Origin of the sequence: Candidatus Poseidonia alphae (assembly GCF_943787815.1) — an archaeon.
Classification (GTDB): Archaea; Thermoplasmatota; Poseidoniia; order Poseidoniales; family Poseidoniaceae; genus Poseidonia; species Poseidonia alphae.
In genome coordinates, this window is the sequence record NZ_CALSNW010000002.1 from 152,285 (window position 1) to 168,032 (window position 15,748).

Annotated in this window: 12 protein-coding genes; 8 read left to right on the forward strand and 4 right to left on the reverse strand. The window is 50.6% G+C overall.

Translation table 11 applies throughout. The annotated features are described in order from the left end of the window. Nucleotides 1–39: 39 nt before the first annotated feature. On the reverse strand, nt 40–1,089 hold the full coding sequence (locus AAA857_RS04420; protein ID WP_338173525.1) for a peptidylprolyl isomerase: 1,050 nt from the start codon (nt 1,087–1,089) through the stop codon (nt 40–42). A 174-nt stretch (nt 1,090–1,263) separates the two neighbouring features. Between AAA857_RS04420 and AAA857_RS04425 the strand changes: the two genes are divergently transcribed. Genes AAA857_RS04425 through AAA857_RS04435 form a run of 3 tightly spaced genes read left to right on the forward strand, consistent with a single transcriptional unit; the run spans nt 1,264 to nt 5,037 of the window. After that, the gene (locus AAA857_RS04425) at nt 1,264–3,054 is read left to right on the forward strand and encodes a 2-oxoacid:acceptor oxidoreductase subunit alpha (protein ID WP_338173527.1); all 1,791 of its coding nucleotides are present in this window, start codon (nt 1,264–1,266) and stop codon (nt 3,052–3,054) included. Beyond that, nucleotides 3,051–4,097: a 2-oxoacid:ferredoxin oxidoreductase subunit beta gene (locus AAA857_RS04430; RefSeq protein WP_338171167.1), complete on the forward strand. Its 1,047-nt coding sequence runs from the start codon at nt 3,051–3,053 to the stop codon at nt 4,095–4,097. The genes AAA857_RS04425 and AAA857_RS04430 overlap by 4 nt, the downstream gene beginning before the upstream one ends. Nucleotides 4,098–4,143: 46 nt before the next feature. Continuing rightward, a complete protein-coding gene (locus AAA857_RS04435) occupies nt 4,144–5,037 on the forward strand; it encodes a hypothetical protein (RefSeq protein WP_338173529.1) in 894 nt (297 codons plus the stop codon). Here the strand turns inward: AAA857_RS04435 and AAA857_RS04440 are convergent. Both AAA857_RS04440 and AAA857_RS04445 read right to left on the reverse strand, forming a co-directional pair. Continuing rightward, the gene (locus tag AAA857_RS04440) at nt 5,026–5,784 is read right to left on the reverse strand and encodes an ROK family protein (protein ID WP_338173531.1); all 759 of its coding nucleotides are present in this window, start codon (nt 5,782–5,784) and stop codon (nt 5,026–5,028) included. The two genes, AAA857_RS04435 and AAA857_RS04440, sit on opposite strands and share 12 nt — an antisense overlap. Nucleotides 5,785–5,788: 4 nt before the next feature. Then, nucleotides 5,789–6,520 carry a phosphoglycolate phosphatase gene (locus AAA857_RS04445; RefSeq protein ID WP_338173533.1) on the reverse strand — a complete coding sequence of 244 codons (732 nt, stop codon included), beginning with the start codon at nt 6,518–6,520 and terminating at the stop codon, nt 5,789–5,791. A gap of 104 nt (nt 6,521–6,624) precedes the next feature. On the opposite strand from AAA857_RS04445, the gene AAA857_RS04450 reads away from it, so the two are divergent. The 5 genes from AAA857_RS04450 to AAA857_RS04470 all read left to right on the forward strand — a co-directional run bounded on the left by AAA857_RS04450 (nt 6,625) and on the right by AAA857_RS04470 (nt 15,497). Continuing rightward, on the forward strand, nt 6,625–9,327 hold the full coding sequence (locus tag AAA857_RS04450; RefSeq protein ID WP_338173535.1) for a heavy metal translocating P-type ATPase: 2,703 nt from the start codon (nt 6,625–6,627) through the stop codon (nt 9,325–9,327). Between the two features lie 52 nt (nt 9,328–9,379). Continuing rightward, nucleotides 9,380–9,889: a helix-turn-helix domain-containing protein gene (locus AAA857_RS04455; RefSeq protein ID WP_338173537.1), complete on the forward strand. Its 510-nt coding sequence runs from the start codon at nt 9,380–9,382 to the stop codon at nt 9,887–9,889. Between the two features lie 16 nt (nt 9,890–9,905). Next, complete coding sequence (locus AAA857_RS04460; protein WP_338173539.1) at nt 9,906–10,298, forward strand: hypothetical protein; 393 nt, start codon at nt 9,906–9,908, stop codon at nt 10,296–10,298. Between the two features lie 117 nt (nt 10,299–10,415). Next, nucleotides 10,416–13,001, forward strand: coding sequence for a hypothetical protein (locus AAA857_RS04465; RefSeq protein WP_338173541.1), 2,586 nt, complete (start codon nt 10,416–10,418; stop codon nt 12,999–13,001). A 63-nt stretch (nt 13,002–13,064) separates the two neighbouring features. Continuing rightward, entirely contained in the window at nt 13,065–15,497 is a 2,433-nt protein-coding gene (locus AAA857_RS04470) for a hypothetical protein (RefSeq protein WP_338173543.1), read from the forward strand. Here the strand turns inward: AAA857_RS04470 and AAA857_RS04475 are convergent. After that, nucleotides 15,494–15,748: a hypothetical protein gene (locus tag AAA857_RS04475; RefSeq protein ID WP_338173546.1), complete on the reverse strand. Its 255-nt coding sequence runs from the start codon at nt 15,746–15,748 to the stop codon at nt 15,494–15,496. The two genes, AAA857_RS04470 and AAA857_RS04475, sit on opposite strands and share 4 nt — an antisense overlap.

Sequence of the window (15,748 nt, forward strand, 5' to 3'; positions counted from 1 at the left end):
TCGCATCATCTGCCGCCCCTTTCCGGGAAGAGCGCGATTTCACCAGAATTTGTACCAGGGGGAGTACTCGCCAGCGACTTCAACGGTGACCAAGGTGATGTCGTTGTTTGGTTTGTCGTTTTGGCAGGCAGTAGGAGCATCGCAGATACTTGACATGGCATCGATGTGCTCAAAGCCATCGGTTACTTGTCCAAAGACGGTGTGTACGCCATCAAGATGAGGTGTCCCTGGGGTTCCGTCCGGAGATTCAGCATCGGGGTCGACGATGAAGAATTGTGAGCCACCGGTGTGGGGAGCAGATGTCTTAGCCATTGAAAGGTGGTACGGGTTGTGAACTCGCCCGTTATCTGCCTCATCTTCAATCGTGTATGAGTTCTTATCGCAGTCACCTGCGGAGTTTGATTCTTGCCCGTTGCAATATCCAAAGAATTTACCGGCATGGCCGCCGGTCCCATCGCCGTTGGTAAAGTCTCCACCTTGCATCATGAAATCCTTTATGACGCGATGGAAGATGACGCCGTCATACTTTTCATCTTGAGCCAGGAGTGCGAAGTTTTCAACGTGTATAGGTGCGTCAGCAGCGAAGAGTTCAACCACCACATCTCCACTTCCCGCACTGCCGTCGTTGTTGGTCCATGTGAACGAGAGCGTGGCTTCAGTTGGTAGGCCTTCTTGGGATGTGCTGGAGGCGACGTTAATGCCCGCTAGAAGCAACAACCCGGCAATGAAAATCGCTGCAATGCCCGCCGGAGTCGGCGTACCGTCGTTGAGGAGACGGGGGATGGTTGTCTCACGAAATCCCTTCTCTTGCATCTCATTGAGTAAATCGTTGTAGGTGCTGTCTGCTTTTTTGTCGCGTGGTGCTTTTTTTACTGCCTCCCGCAACAGTGTGGCGGCCTTACGGTATTCGGAGCGGCTGTTGCGTGCTTTGGCGTTTAACCAGGTGGCATGGCCGGCGAGACGAAGGGTGGTAGGTTCGTTACCATCGGCGTCCAATTCCCTTAGAATCTTGAGCGCAGCCTCTCCTTTTCCCTTTAGAATTGCTTTCTCGGCTTTCTGCCATGCAGTCGTTAGTGCTTCGTCCGCCATGGCTCCTGCGAAGGGCCTCCCTGTTTTGAGCATCACCCTCAAGGGGTAAATGTTCATGCCCCAACATTGGATTTAGCGGAATGAGAAGGCAACATGTTGAAAGAGTGCGTGACAACCCGGAGCAACCAAGAGGGACGGGTCTCCGACTCCATACCTCACAGGGGAAGAACAACCATGGACAAAATCATCAACGATTTCACCATCAACATCGCCACAGCAAACGGGACAGGTTCCCAGTCTGCGAACCTCATTTTACTCCAGTCTCTCTTCGACATGGGGGTCCCAGTGAGCGGAAAAAATCTGTTTCCATCAAACATCTCGGGTCTTCCGACCTGGTACATTGTCCGATTATCGGACTTGGGGTATCAAGCACCTGGTGATCGCACCCACATCCAAATTCTCGTCAATCCCGCTACTTGGGATGAAGACCTTGCATCAGCCGAACCTGGAACCGTTATCATTTGGAACAGCGATACCAAAAAGAAAACCGTGGAGCGGGAAGACATTATTTCGTATCCCGTACCGATGAGTTCACTGGCGCGAAAGATCAATCCAAAGATTGCAAAGCTCGTAACCAACATCATCTATGTCGGTGTTTTGGCCGAACTTTTGGGCATTGACCAAACCTGTTTGGAATCCGCAGTCGCACGCCAATTTAAAGGGAAAGAAAGTGCCATTGAACTCAACATTACAGCGCTGGGCCTTGGACGGGATTACTGCAAAGAGAACCTCACCAAGACCGACCCTTACACCACTGAATCCCGCGAAGTTGACCGCCCTCAATTTTTCATTGAAGGAAACGAAGCAGCAGCTCTTGGGGCCCATTACGGAGGAGTCCAACTCCTTGCCTGGTATCCGATCACACCATCATCTTCTATGGCTGAAAGCATCATTGCTTACATCCCACGTCTTCGTTCGAACGACGAAGGCGAAGCAACCTGTGCAGTCATTCAAGCAGAAGATGAACTCGCCGCAGCCGGTATGGTTCTTGGCGCTGGCTGGGCCGGCGGACGAGGAATGACCGCCACATCAGGTCCTGGTATTTCGCTCATGCAGGAATTCATTGGATTGGCTTACTTTGCTGAAGTTCCATCTGTCTTCTGGGATGTTACTCGTGTTGGCCCGTCAACGGGATTGCCTACCCGCACTCAACAATCCGACATTGCTATGCTTTACGAAGGAAGCCACGGAGACACACAACACATTGTCCTCATTCCTGGAACGGTTGAGGAGTGCTTTGAGTACGGCTGGCGTGCATTCGATTACTCGGAGCGATTCCAGACCCCGGTCTTTGGTATGAGCGACCTTGACCTTGGGATGAACCGTTGGGCATGCGAAGGATTCACCTACCCAGATACCCCAATGGACCGAGGCAAAGTTGTACGTGAGCGAGAGGTCTTCGAATCCTTTGAAACCTTTGGGCGATACCTCGATGTTGATGGAGACGGTATCCCTTACCGAACTTTACCTGGCTCAGGGATGGCACCGATTCTCTATCGAGGAACCGGACACAATCCCATGGGCGTATATTCCGAAAAGCCAGAAGATTATTTCAATCTCATGGCTCGCCTCAAAATGAAAATCGAAAGCGCCCGTGACGAATTACCCGCTCCACTGTTGCGTGAAGAAGAAGAATGCGAAGTGGGTATCGTATTCCTTGGGAGCATGGAAAACTCCATCCAAGAAATTGACGACATCCTTGAACAGACCGGAATGAAGGTCAGCCAATGCCGCATCAGAGCCCTTCCGCTTCACTCCGAAGTTGAGAACTTTATTAGCCGACATGAGACCGTTATTGTTTTGGAAATCAACCGAGACGGTCAACTCTACGGTATTCTTCGCCGAGAACTCCCCAACGATTTGGTCACGAAGGTTCATTCGGTTGCCTACAGCGACGGAATGCCACCAAGAGCCAGAATCTACGCGGAACTCATCCAAGAGAAACTCAAGGAGGTTTCACAATGAGCGACAAACCAGCACGAGCGGTCAAATTGAACGTTCTTAATGAGCCAAAAGACAGTTACACCGGCGGACCATCTTCGCTGTGCCCTGGTTGTGGCCACGACCAAATTTCAAGCGTCATCATCACCGCAGCGTGGGAAAATGGGATTCAGCCTCATCGCATCGCTAAGATGTCAGGTATCGGCTGCTCATCCAAAACACCAGCATACTATCTTGGACAGTCGCACGGGTTCAACACCGTCCACGGACGAATGCCCTCCGTGACAACTGGAGCATACGCCATCAACAAGGATCTCCTTTACCTCGGTGTTTCGGGAGACGGGGATTCAGCGTCCATTGGTATTGGTCAACTGATTCACGCCATTCGCCGGAACATGGACATGGTCTACATCGTCGAGAACAACGGTGTTTACGGACTGACCAAGGGTCAGTATTCTGCAACCGCAGATGTCGGTTCCAAAAAGAAGAAAGGAACGGTGAACGAAACCCAACCGATTGATCTGTGCGCTCTCGCCATCAATTTGGGATGCACCTTTGTAGCACGTTCGTTTTCGGGTTCTAAGAAGCAACTCGGGTCTCTGATTAAAGCCGCAATGTCCCACAAAGGCTTCGCTCTTATCGACGTCATTTCACCTTGCGTGACCTTCAACAACAACGACGAATCCATGCGTTCATACGGTTACGTCAAAGAAAACGAAATCACCTTGCACATGGCCGATTACATTCCTCACTTCAACCCCGTTGAAGAGGTAGATGTCCCAGAAGGTCACTTCCGTGATATTACACTGCATGATGGGTCCACCATTCGACTTGAGACCATATCCGAACAGCATGACCCGTCAAGTCCAATGGCTGCCCTCACCGCCCTCCATGATGCTGAAGTCAACGCTAAGCACGTTACTGGCCTTCTCTACTTCGATGCAAGCAAACCATCGCTCGCTGAAGACTTAGGATTGGTGGACATGCCGCTGTTGGACGTTCCAGACGAATCCCTGCGGCCCTCTCAAGCATCTTTGGATGCTCTTAATGCTGAATTTTTAGCGTGAGTATCCCACCGCATCTCCCATATAGGAGTAGGAGTGTGTTCAATCAATGGTTGAACCAATCACAATAGGGACTGGAATCGTTCTGGGCTCTGGTGGAATGCTCTATGGCTTTCGTGCTTGGAAACGACGAAATGCGCGGCTCCGAGCCATGGCCCTGGCTGAAAAGTACAGCACTTCAACCCGCCTTCGCAATGTCACAGGTGGAGGCATGCGTTTGGTGGTTAACCTGCCTCAAATTGCGCAGATGCCTCTGCACGAACAAGATTCCTGGAGGGTTCGCGATAACCAACGAGATCAAAATCACATGGAGCTTGGTTTGATTCAACCGGATGTTCCCGAGCCGGCCCCTGATGCAGACGAGGAGCAGGGACGCGTCAATGAAATCGAACAACGAAACGAGTGGATTCAGGCGCATGCCTCTCCTCTTGTAGAACATGCTGCTTTGGTCTCAGAAGAGCACATTGGGAGCGGTATTGTAGCAGTTGAAGACCATGAAGAACACGAGGTTGACATCGATGAACGCCTTGAACGGGAAGGTGGCGAATCCGGTGTGGTTCAGATTTCACTTGCTTGGGACGATTACAATGACCTTGACCTTCACGTGTTTACTCCCTCTGGAGAACGAATCTATTTCAACAACAAAATCAGTGATTGTGAGGGCATACTCGACGTTGACATGAACGTCCGCCCGGTTTCAAACACACCGGTTGAAAATGTGGTATGGAAAGATATTGCACCGCTTGGCACCTACAAGATTGGGGTCCATTTCTACAAACACCACCGCAAGCGGAGGACGAAGAAAAAGTGTAAATTCCGGTTAAGGGTCATCACGCACGGAAAAACCAAAGAATATGTTGGTAGTATAAAATACGGTCAAGCCATGCAGATGGTTACTTCATTCACCCTTTCTGAGTTAACCAAAGAAAGCTCAGGGTTCTGAAGATTCCGTTGAACAAAATGCAGCCCCTAAGGCTCCAGCCGTATCGGTGTGAATTGCAGGTTGAAGAAGACAAGGTGCCCTGATGAGGGACTTTAATTCATCCCAATGCTCCATAATTCCACCGTAAAGAACGATACGGTTTGGTGTCAGTTGTTCGCACAAGTGGTCGAGCACCTCTTGAAACCGTTCAGCCCACTCAATTAACGTGAGGTCAAAGACCCTTCTTGCACGCCCTGAAACATGGTCTTCCAGCGTACCTTCCCGAGTCGGATGAGGGCTCAATCCATACTCTAGATTCGGGATGAGTGTCCCATTTTCATGAACCGTCGTTCCCAAACCCGTGCCTATGGTCAAGGTGAGCAATGTGCCGTTCTCGCCGTGACCTGCTCCGAATTGAACTTCTGCTATGGCGACAGCATCGGCGTCATTAACCAGCGTAACCGGACCGCCACAACATTGCTCAAGGGTTTGGACAACCGCTGCATCAAGCCATTCTCTACCAATATTTGGGGCGCTGAGGAGGTCGCGACCTTCGACAACACCGGGAAAACCAAGACCGATCGGTCCGTTCCACTGCAAGGTATCCAACACTGAGCATATGGCGGGGATGACGGCATCGGGATGGCGAGAGTCACCATGGTTCATCTGAATGAAATCTCCGATGCTCATCCCGCTTACTGAATCAAAAACACCCACTCGAAATCCGCTTCCACCGAGGTCAATCCCCAGCATTTCACGGTTGTCCATGACATCAACTCAATGCGATTTTCGCTTCAATGATGGCATCGACAAGCGGTCCGAAGGTCTCGCCATGAAGGAGGGGTGAAATCACATCGGCAGCGTCCTTGACAACGTCAAAAGCTCCCCCGACTGCTACCGACCAATGACAGAATTCAAACATTGAGAGGTCGTTGGGAGCATCGCCAACACACAGCATCTGTTCCTTGTCCCAATTGACCTTCCGGCACATTTCATCCAAGCCTTGGCCTTTGCTCACCACCGGATCCATCAGATGGATTGCGAATCCAGTGCGAACGACCGATAGATGAGACCATTCACTGTTCTGAATCGCCATCTCGATCTTCTCGAGGTTTTCGTAGGGGAAAAGACACCATTCACTTTCCCTCCATTTGTTTGATTCGATGCCTTCTGGGTCGAGGCCGTCAATCTGCGTTGCCAACCATAGTGCTGCATCATGAGCTTCTTCACCCGATGCACGAACCGATGGCTCATCCCATTTGGAATGCCAAATCACTCCACCGTTTTCACAACAAATCGGTCCACTGAGTCCTAAAAACCTCCAGAGGCCGTATGCGACAGGGCGAACATTTCCTGTCGACAAGACAACAGGGATTCCGTTCTCTTCCAATCGACGCAAAGCATTGATTGCAACCGTTGACAATTGTTTGTTTTCATCGGTAAGCGTACCGTCGATATCAACAGCCACAACACGGGGGTACCAGCCGTCGGGTAACCATTGCATGAATGAGGCGAAGGAATCCAGTGGAAAGAAGATTCGCCCTAAAATGGATGGTTTGGTTGGGGTCAATGGGAGCATTGATGAATGCAGAGCGGTTGGTATTTTTTATGGCGGGAGACTCCAAAGATGAAGTCTTCATGTCCCTCGAGGATGATGAACCAGTTTCGAATGCCGTTATCCCTTCAAAAAAAGAAGGGGCGAAACCCGTGAAAGTTGAACAAGACGAACCCTTCTTAATGGCTGAAATCGTTGATTCAACCATCGTTGAGAGCCTTTCAGGAAGTTTCTCTGTCAGTTGGCCACTGCTTGGAATGGATTGCCCAGATTGTGCCTCAAAAGCTATGGGCGCACTCTCGCACATGAAACAAGTAAGTTCGCCGCATGTATCTGCGACCTCCGGAGAGGTTCGCTTTGATGTTCAGTTGGAGCACGGCCCTCTTGCCGATGTCTCCTCAGTACTGCGCTCACTCGGCCACGCGCCAGATGTTGAGCATCATGAGTTGGTTGGCGTCCGCGGAAAATCTGTCGCTCATCGAAACGCTGTTCCAGTGCAAAAATTGGTGCGCCTCTTCAGACAACAACCGGGCGTTCTTGATGTGGAAGTAAGTGACGACGACCGAATTTTAATCCAACTTGTTGCCAATGCATCAAAAGAACTGGTTGAGGCCAGAGACCGCGCGCTCAATCACGTCACAGGGATTGAGCCGCGTTTTGCTGCTGCCCGTTCAAACCGCCTCCGTCCAGACCAGTGGAGGCTGATTGGAGGAGGTATTGCTCTCCCCGTTCTTTTTTTGGTGATTTTGGCTGAATTTATGGGGCTGAATCACTTCATTGTGGGCGCCATTGCACTTCCTGGAGTCTTTGTAGGCGGCCTTCAAATGTTCAAAGAAGCCCTCGCCTCACTGAAAAATCGTCAAATGGGCTTCCAAGTCCTCACGAGTTTAGCCGTCATTGGAGCAGGCATTCTCGGCATGTGGGAAGAGGCTCTGATCGTTGCCATCCTTGTTGCATTTACCGCACATCTCGAAGGAGATGCCTTACTGAAGGCCCGAGAGGCGATGCAAGGCGGTTTAGACCGACTGCCTCGCACGGCTCGTAAACTAACCTCAGACAAGGTGTGTATTGACCCAGCAGCCATTACCCCCTCCATAGGCTTCTCCCTACCGATGGCGAATCAAGGATTATCGCTTGCAATGGCCGCCCCTTCAAATCAAGTCGGTCAAGATACCGAGGTCGTTCCCATTGATTTGGTCCACCCAGGCGATAGAATCGAGATTCGAAGCGGGGAATTGATTCCTGCTGACGGTCGAATCATTGAAGGAAAAGGCGCTTTGGACAAGGCCCCACTTACGGGTGAATCCGTTCCAGTTGATGTGACCGTAGGCGACGAAATTGAAGCAGGTCTGGTATTGGCTCGCGGGCCCGTTGTTTGCGAAGTCATCGCAGTAGGGACTGAAACCCGACTCTCTGGTTTGATTGATGCAGTCCACTCCTTCCGTGAAGCACCTCCGCGTTTGCAGAGCGGGATTGAAAAATTCACTGCGATATGGGTTCCCTTCGTCTTGTTCGGAGCCTTTGCCGTATGGTATTTCATCTATCCAGATGATTGGAAAATCATCCTCTTGCTTTGGGTTGTTTCATGTCCTTGCGCCCTTCTTCTTGCTACTCCAGTGCCTCATGCAGCGGCACTATCAAGCGCAGCACACAAGGGTGTTATCGTTCGGGGTGGAGATGCACTTGAACGAATGGCTCGAGTGAATTCAGTTCTGTTGGATAAAACCGGAACCCTCACCTCAGGCCGCCCAACCATTGGCTCCATTGTCATGGGGAAAAACCGCCGCAAGAACTCAGCATTGCAGTTGATGATGGGCCTTGAAGCTCGCTCGTCTCACCCGTATGCTCTTGCTATTGTGGCCCACTGCGAAGCAGAAGGTGCTAAGGCAGCAAGTCTCAGCCAATTAAACGATATTGATGCGGGCGTTGAAGGCGTGCACAACGGGGCAAAGGTTGCGTTCATCCGGCCCGATAAGGCAAAGAACATGGGGATTGAGGTCGAGGCCTCCCTGGCTGCAGCCTTCAAAGCAGCACAATCCGAAGGCCATGGGGCGAGCCTCCTCGCCAAAGACGGTGTCGCCATCGCTCTTGCGACATTCGTTCATGATGATACTCGGCATGGTTCGGATCGGCTCATTGCGTCGTTGAACAGTCGAAACATTCGTGTGGAAATTTTGTCCGGCGACCACCAAGAGGCCGTATCCCAGTTTGCTCGTTCAGTCGGTCTTCCAGAATCTGCTGCCCACGGAGGTCTCAGCCCGGAAGAGAAGGTTAAGTGGGTTCGTAATCGTTCGAAGTCGAACGTGACGATGATGGTCGGAGATGGATTCAATGATGCAGCAGCCCTTGCTGTTGCAGATGTTGGGGTTGCCGTAGGGACTGGGGAATCCGTAAACCTTGAAGCTGCAGACATCCTTATTCCTGGAGATGACCCCAGCATGCTTACAGAAATGATTGACCTCGCTCGAAAGGCACAGAGAACATTGATGCAGAATCTCTTTTTCTCCGTGGCCATCACCTTGACGCTGGTCTTTGCGGTTGTACAACAATGGTACGACCAACTTTGGGTTGGTGTGCTCATCCACGAAGCCTCAGTCATCCTCGTCATCCTCAACGGGGCTCGGCTTGCCCAAAACGGAGAAGCATTGGTTCTTCTCAAGGAGACGCTCCGCACGATGATTGACGATACAAAGGAAGCCTTTTCTTGCTTCAAGCAACGGTATTTGAGCCCCAAATCCGACGTCCCTTCGGTTTGACCGACGCGACATCTTCAAACCCTAAGAGCCAATCTGCACATTAGGTGGGACGATGGGACGAGTACGAGGGGACCCAATTACGACTGCCCTAGCCCACCCTACACGCAGGGCGGTCTACATTGAGTTGGCCTCTGCGGAAGAACGCAGTACCGTCCAATTGCAAAAGGCGGTTGGTGTTGACCGTTACAACCTCTATCACCATCTGAAGAAATTGGCCTCTCTTGAATTGGTGGAGAATCATCGTGACCAAGGAAGGGCCCGATGGTGGCGAATCAACCAACGAGTCGACCTTCCTGAATTGCTCAACATCACAGAAGGAACTGCGCCAACTCCAACACCGGCTCCTGCGGCACCAATCGCTGCATCACCCGTTGCCACCATGGCATCGCTGGCCATCGATGAAGAAGGAAGGGAAGTCATCGTCCTTGACCTCGAAGGTTCACGAGACCAAGTGAGTGCAAAACAATTGATTGCTCGCCTCTCCGATGAATTCGGTTTGACAATGGACATCCCTTGGAATTTCATCCCAGAACGCTTGGTATTGTATTCCAAGAAACGCTGACCATCAAGGTGTTTACATGTCCGACGAGCACGTAATTGAATCCAAAGTTTCGCCTCCTCCGCTTTCATGTCCCAAATGCGACGGAATGCTCCCGATGAAACTGGGAGAAATCAGTTGTACCCTTTGTGATGCTAAAGTCCGTATTGAGCACCCTGTCACACGCCGCAAATGGATGGAAGAAAAAGTCAGTTGTCCAGAATGTTCCAAAGTCCTCGTAGCAGGCGTTGATTCACGACCCGCAGAATTGAAGTGCGGCATGTGTGATACATACTTCACGCTTGCAGAGCAGACGCCAAGAGTCGAGATCTCCTGCCCCGGATGCAATCGCCAGCTTCGTATGAAGCGCCGACCCGGTCAGCGAGAGATAGAGTGCCCAGCATGCGACACAGAATTCACCGTCCGCTTCTGATTTGAGGTTCGGCGCGGTAAAATTAGGTGTTGAAAGGGCTCCTTCATGCACCGGTTCCGTCGCGCTCCTTATCTATGAAGAGAAGTCCATGAAGAAGTGGATGGGATTCCAATGACAGTGAGCGAAAGCCACGACAACGAGGCCGTGAAGGCTGCGCAGATGCGTCGAGAGAACACGGAACGCGTCACGCTTGCTTCGCTTCGTTCCCAATTCACATCAAGTTCAACTTCAAGCCTCGACGAGGCGTTGGGGACCCAGGCTCGGTTCCGACAAGAAGAGCGACTGCGGGCTGATTTGCGCCGAGAACGTCGTCTTCGTCAACAAGCGATTACAGAGCGAGTCAACGCCATGCAAGAGGCGGTGAGCAAAGACCTTGCAACTCAACATGAAATGACCCTCGATGCCCTTGAACAAGAGTTGCGGAGCAACATGGAAATGGAACTTGAGCAACTGGAACGAGATGCATTGGCCCAAGAAGAATCCAGAATGCGTCAGGAATTGGATCTCCGCCTCCACCGACAGGTAGGTTCTCTGAGGGATCAACATGAAGTTGAACAGGACAAACTCCTCGAAGAAAGGAAGCATGAGATCAAGTCAACGATTGAAACTCAACTTCATGAAGAACACGAACGCAGGCTTTCAATTCAAAAAGAACGCCTTTCTCTTGAATACAACCAAGAACTACAACACCGTCTCCGCGATATCGAAGCAACGCTAACACAAGAGATGGAAGAGCGTTTCGTTGAAATGGAAGAGCGAGAGATTTCCCGTCTAGAAGAAGGACATGCTGCTCTTCTTTCTGAACGAGAAGATCAATTACGCCGAGGTATTCGAACACGACTCGAACAACAACTTCGTCAACGGCTGAAGCAACGTGAAGCTCGTTTAAAGGTTGAATTTGAACGACGCAGTTTGCGACTTGAGGAAGACATCGCTCAACAGCTTCAATCCGACATTGAGCATCAACTTCGCAAGGAAACCGACAATCTCGAAGAGCGCATGCGTGAAGACGTAGAACTGGCCATTGCAAAGCGCAGGGGCGATCTACGTGTTGAAATTGAGAAGGAGCTTGATGGACAACAATCGGCGAAACTCGCCGAGCGAAAATCCCGACTTAAGGCCAAGTATGACTTGACCTTCAGCAAAGCAGTGGATGACATATCTCGTTCCCTACAAGATGAGATCGAAGCGGAACTCGAACACCGCATGGAGCATGAATTCCAAACCTACCGCAATGCCCGAGAAGCCGAGATTCAAAACCGCCTCTCAAGGTACCGATACGAACGGGAAGCAGAACTCAGAGACCAACTGGAGGCCCAATATGGAGCCAATAAGAACGATTGGACAGAGCGTCTTGATCTCGAATATCAATCCAGAGAAGCAGCGGCCAGGAAGGCGATCATGTCTGAGGTGGATGCACAACTGCGCAACGAGCGCCTCACTCACGAGACCGACTTGGACCTTCTCAAGGAAGAAACCACCCTTGAGTTGGAAGTTGAAATGGAAGAGCGCCTTCGTGACTTCAAGACCCGCAAGGAAGAAGAAGTTGCAACTCAACTTGAGCGCCAACTTGACAAGCGTGAAGAAATCATGCGAAACAAGGCTCTCATCGATGTCCGTAAGCGTGAATCTCAAATTCGTGCTGAAATTGAAGGCCAACTTGGCTTGAAGCGTGCTGAAATCCGTGACCGCTTGAAGGGACTCTCAGAGAAGATGGACTCCTTCAAGGAAATGGCTGAAGAAAAGATGCGTGATGCAGTCAGTCAGCAAATTCAGTCCGAGATTGAAATGGATGAAACCGAACTCCAAAGCAGAGAAAAGGAATTCAATGCGTTGCAATCCACCGATACACGTGCCGAAAAGCGCCAAAAATGGATGCAATCAATATCAGGCCAAGCACCAGCAGCATTTGGCTCAGGAGCCATGGACCCTTCAGCACTTGGAGCTCGGCCAGATGGTCTTGGTGCAGCAGCAGGTCGACCTTTGCGTGGAATTATGGGCCAGCAAAATCAACCTGAAGCCCGCTTGGGTCTTAGCGGAATGAGAGCACCGTCAACCAGTGCGAAGCCTTTGGTGAGCGCTCAACCCGTTGTTCAACCGATTCGCAATGTACGCCAGCCACTGGCTCAACCCGTTCGCAGCATCCGTCAGCCCATTGGACAATCTCCTGCTACGATTACGCCACAAGAAGACATTGCAATGGAAGATGCCCAGGTAGAGCAAGATTTAGTCCAGCCATTGGTTGAACCTGTTTCAGTTGAAGAACCAGCAGTTGTTGAAGAACCAGCAGTTGTTGAAGAACCAGCAGTTGTTGAAGAACCAGCAGTTGTTGAGGAGCCAATTTCAGTCGTTGAGCCTGAAACTGAACTCCCTCCTGAGGATTCCATTCCCGAAATAATGCCGGAAGTGGAGTCCGAGACCGAGCATCCATCCGACCTCTCGGAAGAGGTGGAAGAGCCTGAACCATCAGCATCCCTCCGCCCAATTCGCGGCGTTCTCTCTCCAGTAGAAGATGCAGTAGAATCAGCGACTCTAACACCAGTTGGCCATATGCTCATGCCGGCAAAGAAACGAGGAGGGCCACCTTCTTCATCGGTAGGGCGACCTACTGCAGCATTGCGTCCAGTCAAAGGAACATTGACACCGGTTACCAAAAAACCGGTAAAGAAAATGGTCCCAAAAGACGATGAAGATGAGGAATGACCTCATCCGAGGCGTTCACAATCATACGCGCTTTTCATATCATACGGTGACTTCCGTAACATCATGAAGCGCGCATATACTGTGGTTGCAATCTTAATTTTGTGCCTTCAAAGTGCAACGATGGGCCTTGCAAGCGCTGAGTTACCCAACATTACTGATGCTGGCGAAACCGACGAACTCGACCGCGCATTGGTCTTGTGGTCTGTCCTTGATGACGGTAAAATCTTGACCGTTGATGCGTATGGCAACGTCAGCATCAATGCCCTTAACAATGGAATACTTTCAGCGCAGTGGACACTTTTCCTTGAGGTAGATGCGCAGAATGCCCGTCTTGATGACGCTAAAGAGCTCGTCGCAATTGCCCACCAAGGAGGAGCTTACGTTGTTCAGTTGAGTACGGAATCAATTACAGAAAACATCACCCTCCCAGACCCCGTTAACGATGTTGAATGGGACCATCAAGGTGACTTATGGATCGCTCAATATGCTGGAAAAAGAAAAGCAGAGGAATATACTGCGTCCATGGCAACCGGTATCGGTTCTACAACCATTTCATCTGGAATCAGTGCGTTCGAAATTTTAACAGATGGACGCCTTGCCATTGCATCTTACGATAAGAAAATCTACATTCACGATAATGGGGGCGCCCTCCTCAATACCATCACGGATTCAACGGGAATTATCTCCTCGCTTGTAGAAACTTCGAACGGCACGCTTCTTGCTGGAACAACTGGAGGGACTGTCTACAAATTCGATACCGATTCATGGAGTGTTGACACGCTCAATCTTCCCCATACCAAGCAAATTACGTTCATGGGAGTATATGGGGAAATGTTTGCTATTGGCGCTAAACAGGGTCAATTCTCGTTGGTAAATTCTACCGAATTCACGGAATTGGAAACCTATGTTGGAACTGGTGATGTTATCGGTTTCAAAGGCACCTTTTCTGGCCAACTCTTCATCGCCGGAACTTCTCCAACCTCTTCTGCCATCCGGTTCTATGACTTGGATTCTGATCTGGACGGAGTCAACGACCTCAACGATGATTTTCCAAACGACTCCACTCAATCCAGTGATGCCGATGGAGACGGTTATGGAGACAACGCCAACGGCTTCAATCCGGATACATTCCCTGCTGATGCTACGCAATGGGAGGACGTTGATGGTGATGGATACGGTGACAACCCCACGGGAACAAACCCGGATCTGTTCCCAAATAACGTAGACCAATGGAGCGATTTGGACGGAGATGGTTACGGTGACAATTCAAACGGCCAAGAGGGAGATGTTTTCCCAGAGGAAGCAACTCAATGGAACGATACAGACCTCGACAATTACGGTGACAATCCAGAGGGATTTAGACCTGACAGTTGCCCGACGGTGAATGGTTTCTCCACCATAGACCGCTTCGGTTGTCCTGACGGGGATTTCGATGGTTATTCCGACCCAGATACAGATTGGGTAGCCATCGACGGAGCAGACGCCCTGCCATCACAAGCAACTCAATGGGAAGACCAAGACGGTGACGGGTATGGGGATAATGCAGATGGTGAAGCCCCTGATACATGTCCTTGGGAATATGGGACTTCAACGAAGGCTTGGGAAATTGATGCTAACAGTACCATTGGTTACGTTGAGACTCCATCCTATGGATGCCTGGATGTCGACGGAGATGGATGGGTTGACCGTACAGAATCTCCCCTTATGGATAAAGATCCAAACGAGCATTATGATGGAGACGGTGATGGAGTCGGTTCAAATGCCGATTACGACGATACAAGTCCAAACATTGCAACAGAGCAAGATTACTGCTTGAACAATAAAAACGACACCTCTGAAGGATGCATTGGCTGGAACAATCCTGCATACCAAGCATACAGGAACGGCTTAGTTAACGAAACAGCCCTCGGATTCTATGCATGGAACGCCTCGCTACAAGATGAAGCACGTGGCGATTCCCCCCTGGATGTTGATGAGGATACCTTGAATCAAGTGATCAAAATCGGCCTTGCTGTGTTCGGTGGATTAACTGCAATCATTCTTCTCGTTGCGTTCCTCGTTAACAAGCGAAAGCAAACCAGCACACAGAAGGTGTACGGAGGTGTTACCGCTTCTCAATCAACAAATGCTTCCAAAGAGGCTCTCGAAGGGAAAGGTGGAATGTCTGCAGATGGCGGAATCATATCAGATGATATCTGGGATGACGATGTTAAACAACTTGACTTCCAACCTGAAAAGAATGGCTTTGATGATATGGAACTCAAGGGCGGCGACAACGCTGCAGAGCCATCGAGCATGACCTACGATGAAGAAAGCATCGAATCCATTGCAGGTATGCCTTCTCAAGTCGCTCCATCTGAACCTGAAGCAACACCGGACGCAACCATTCCCGACGAAGCCCCTCCTCTCCCGGAGGGTGGGCTGCCGGACGGTTGGACTGCTGACCAATGGCGTTGGTACGGTCACGAGTGGTTAGCAAAGTACGGGGATAATTAGACCCAGACAATGGGTAGACTTTCCTTCAATGAACCCAGTTCAGCGCCAGAATAAATTGGCTTGCCATCAACCTTGAACGTGCTCATAACGAGCCAGAGAAATCCATTCCATGCAGTAGAGTCAGCGAACAACTCGACTTTTCCATAGATGGCTGCCATCAGTAATTTAGATTCGTCAGTATCTTCACCACAGAGGCCTTTAACCAATTCTTTCGCCGTAAAGCGATAACCAGGTGGGCGCCATAGCATCAT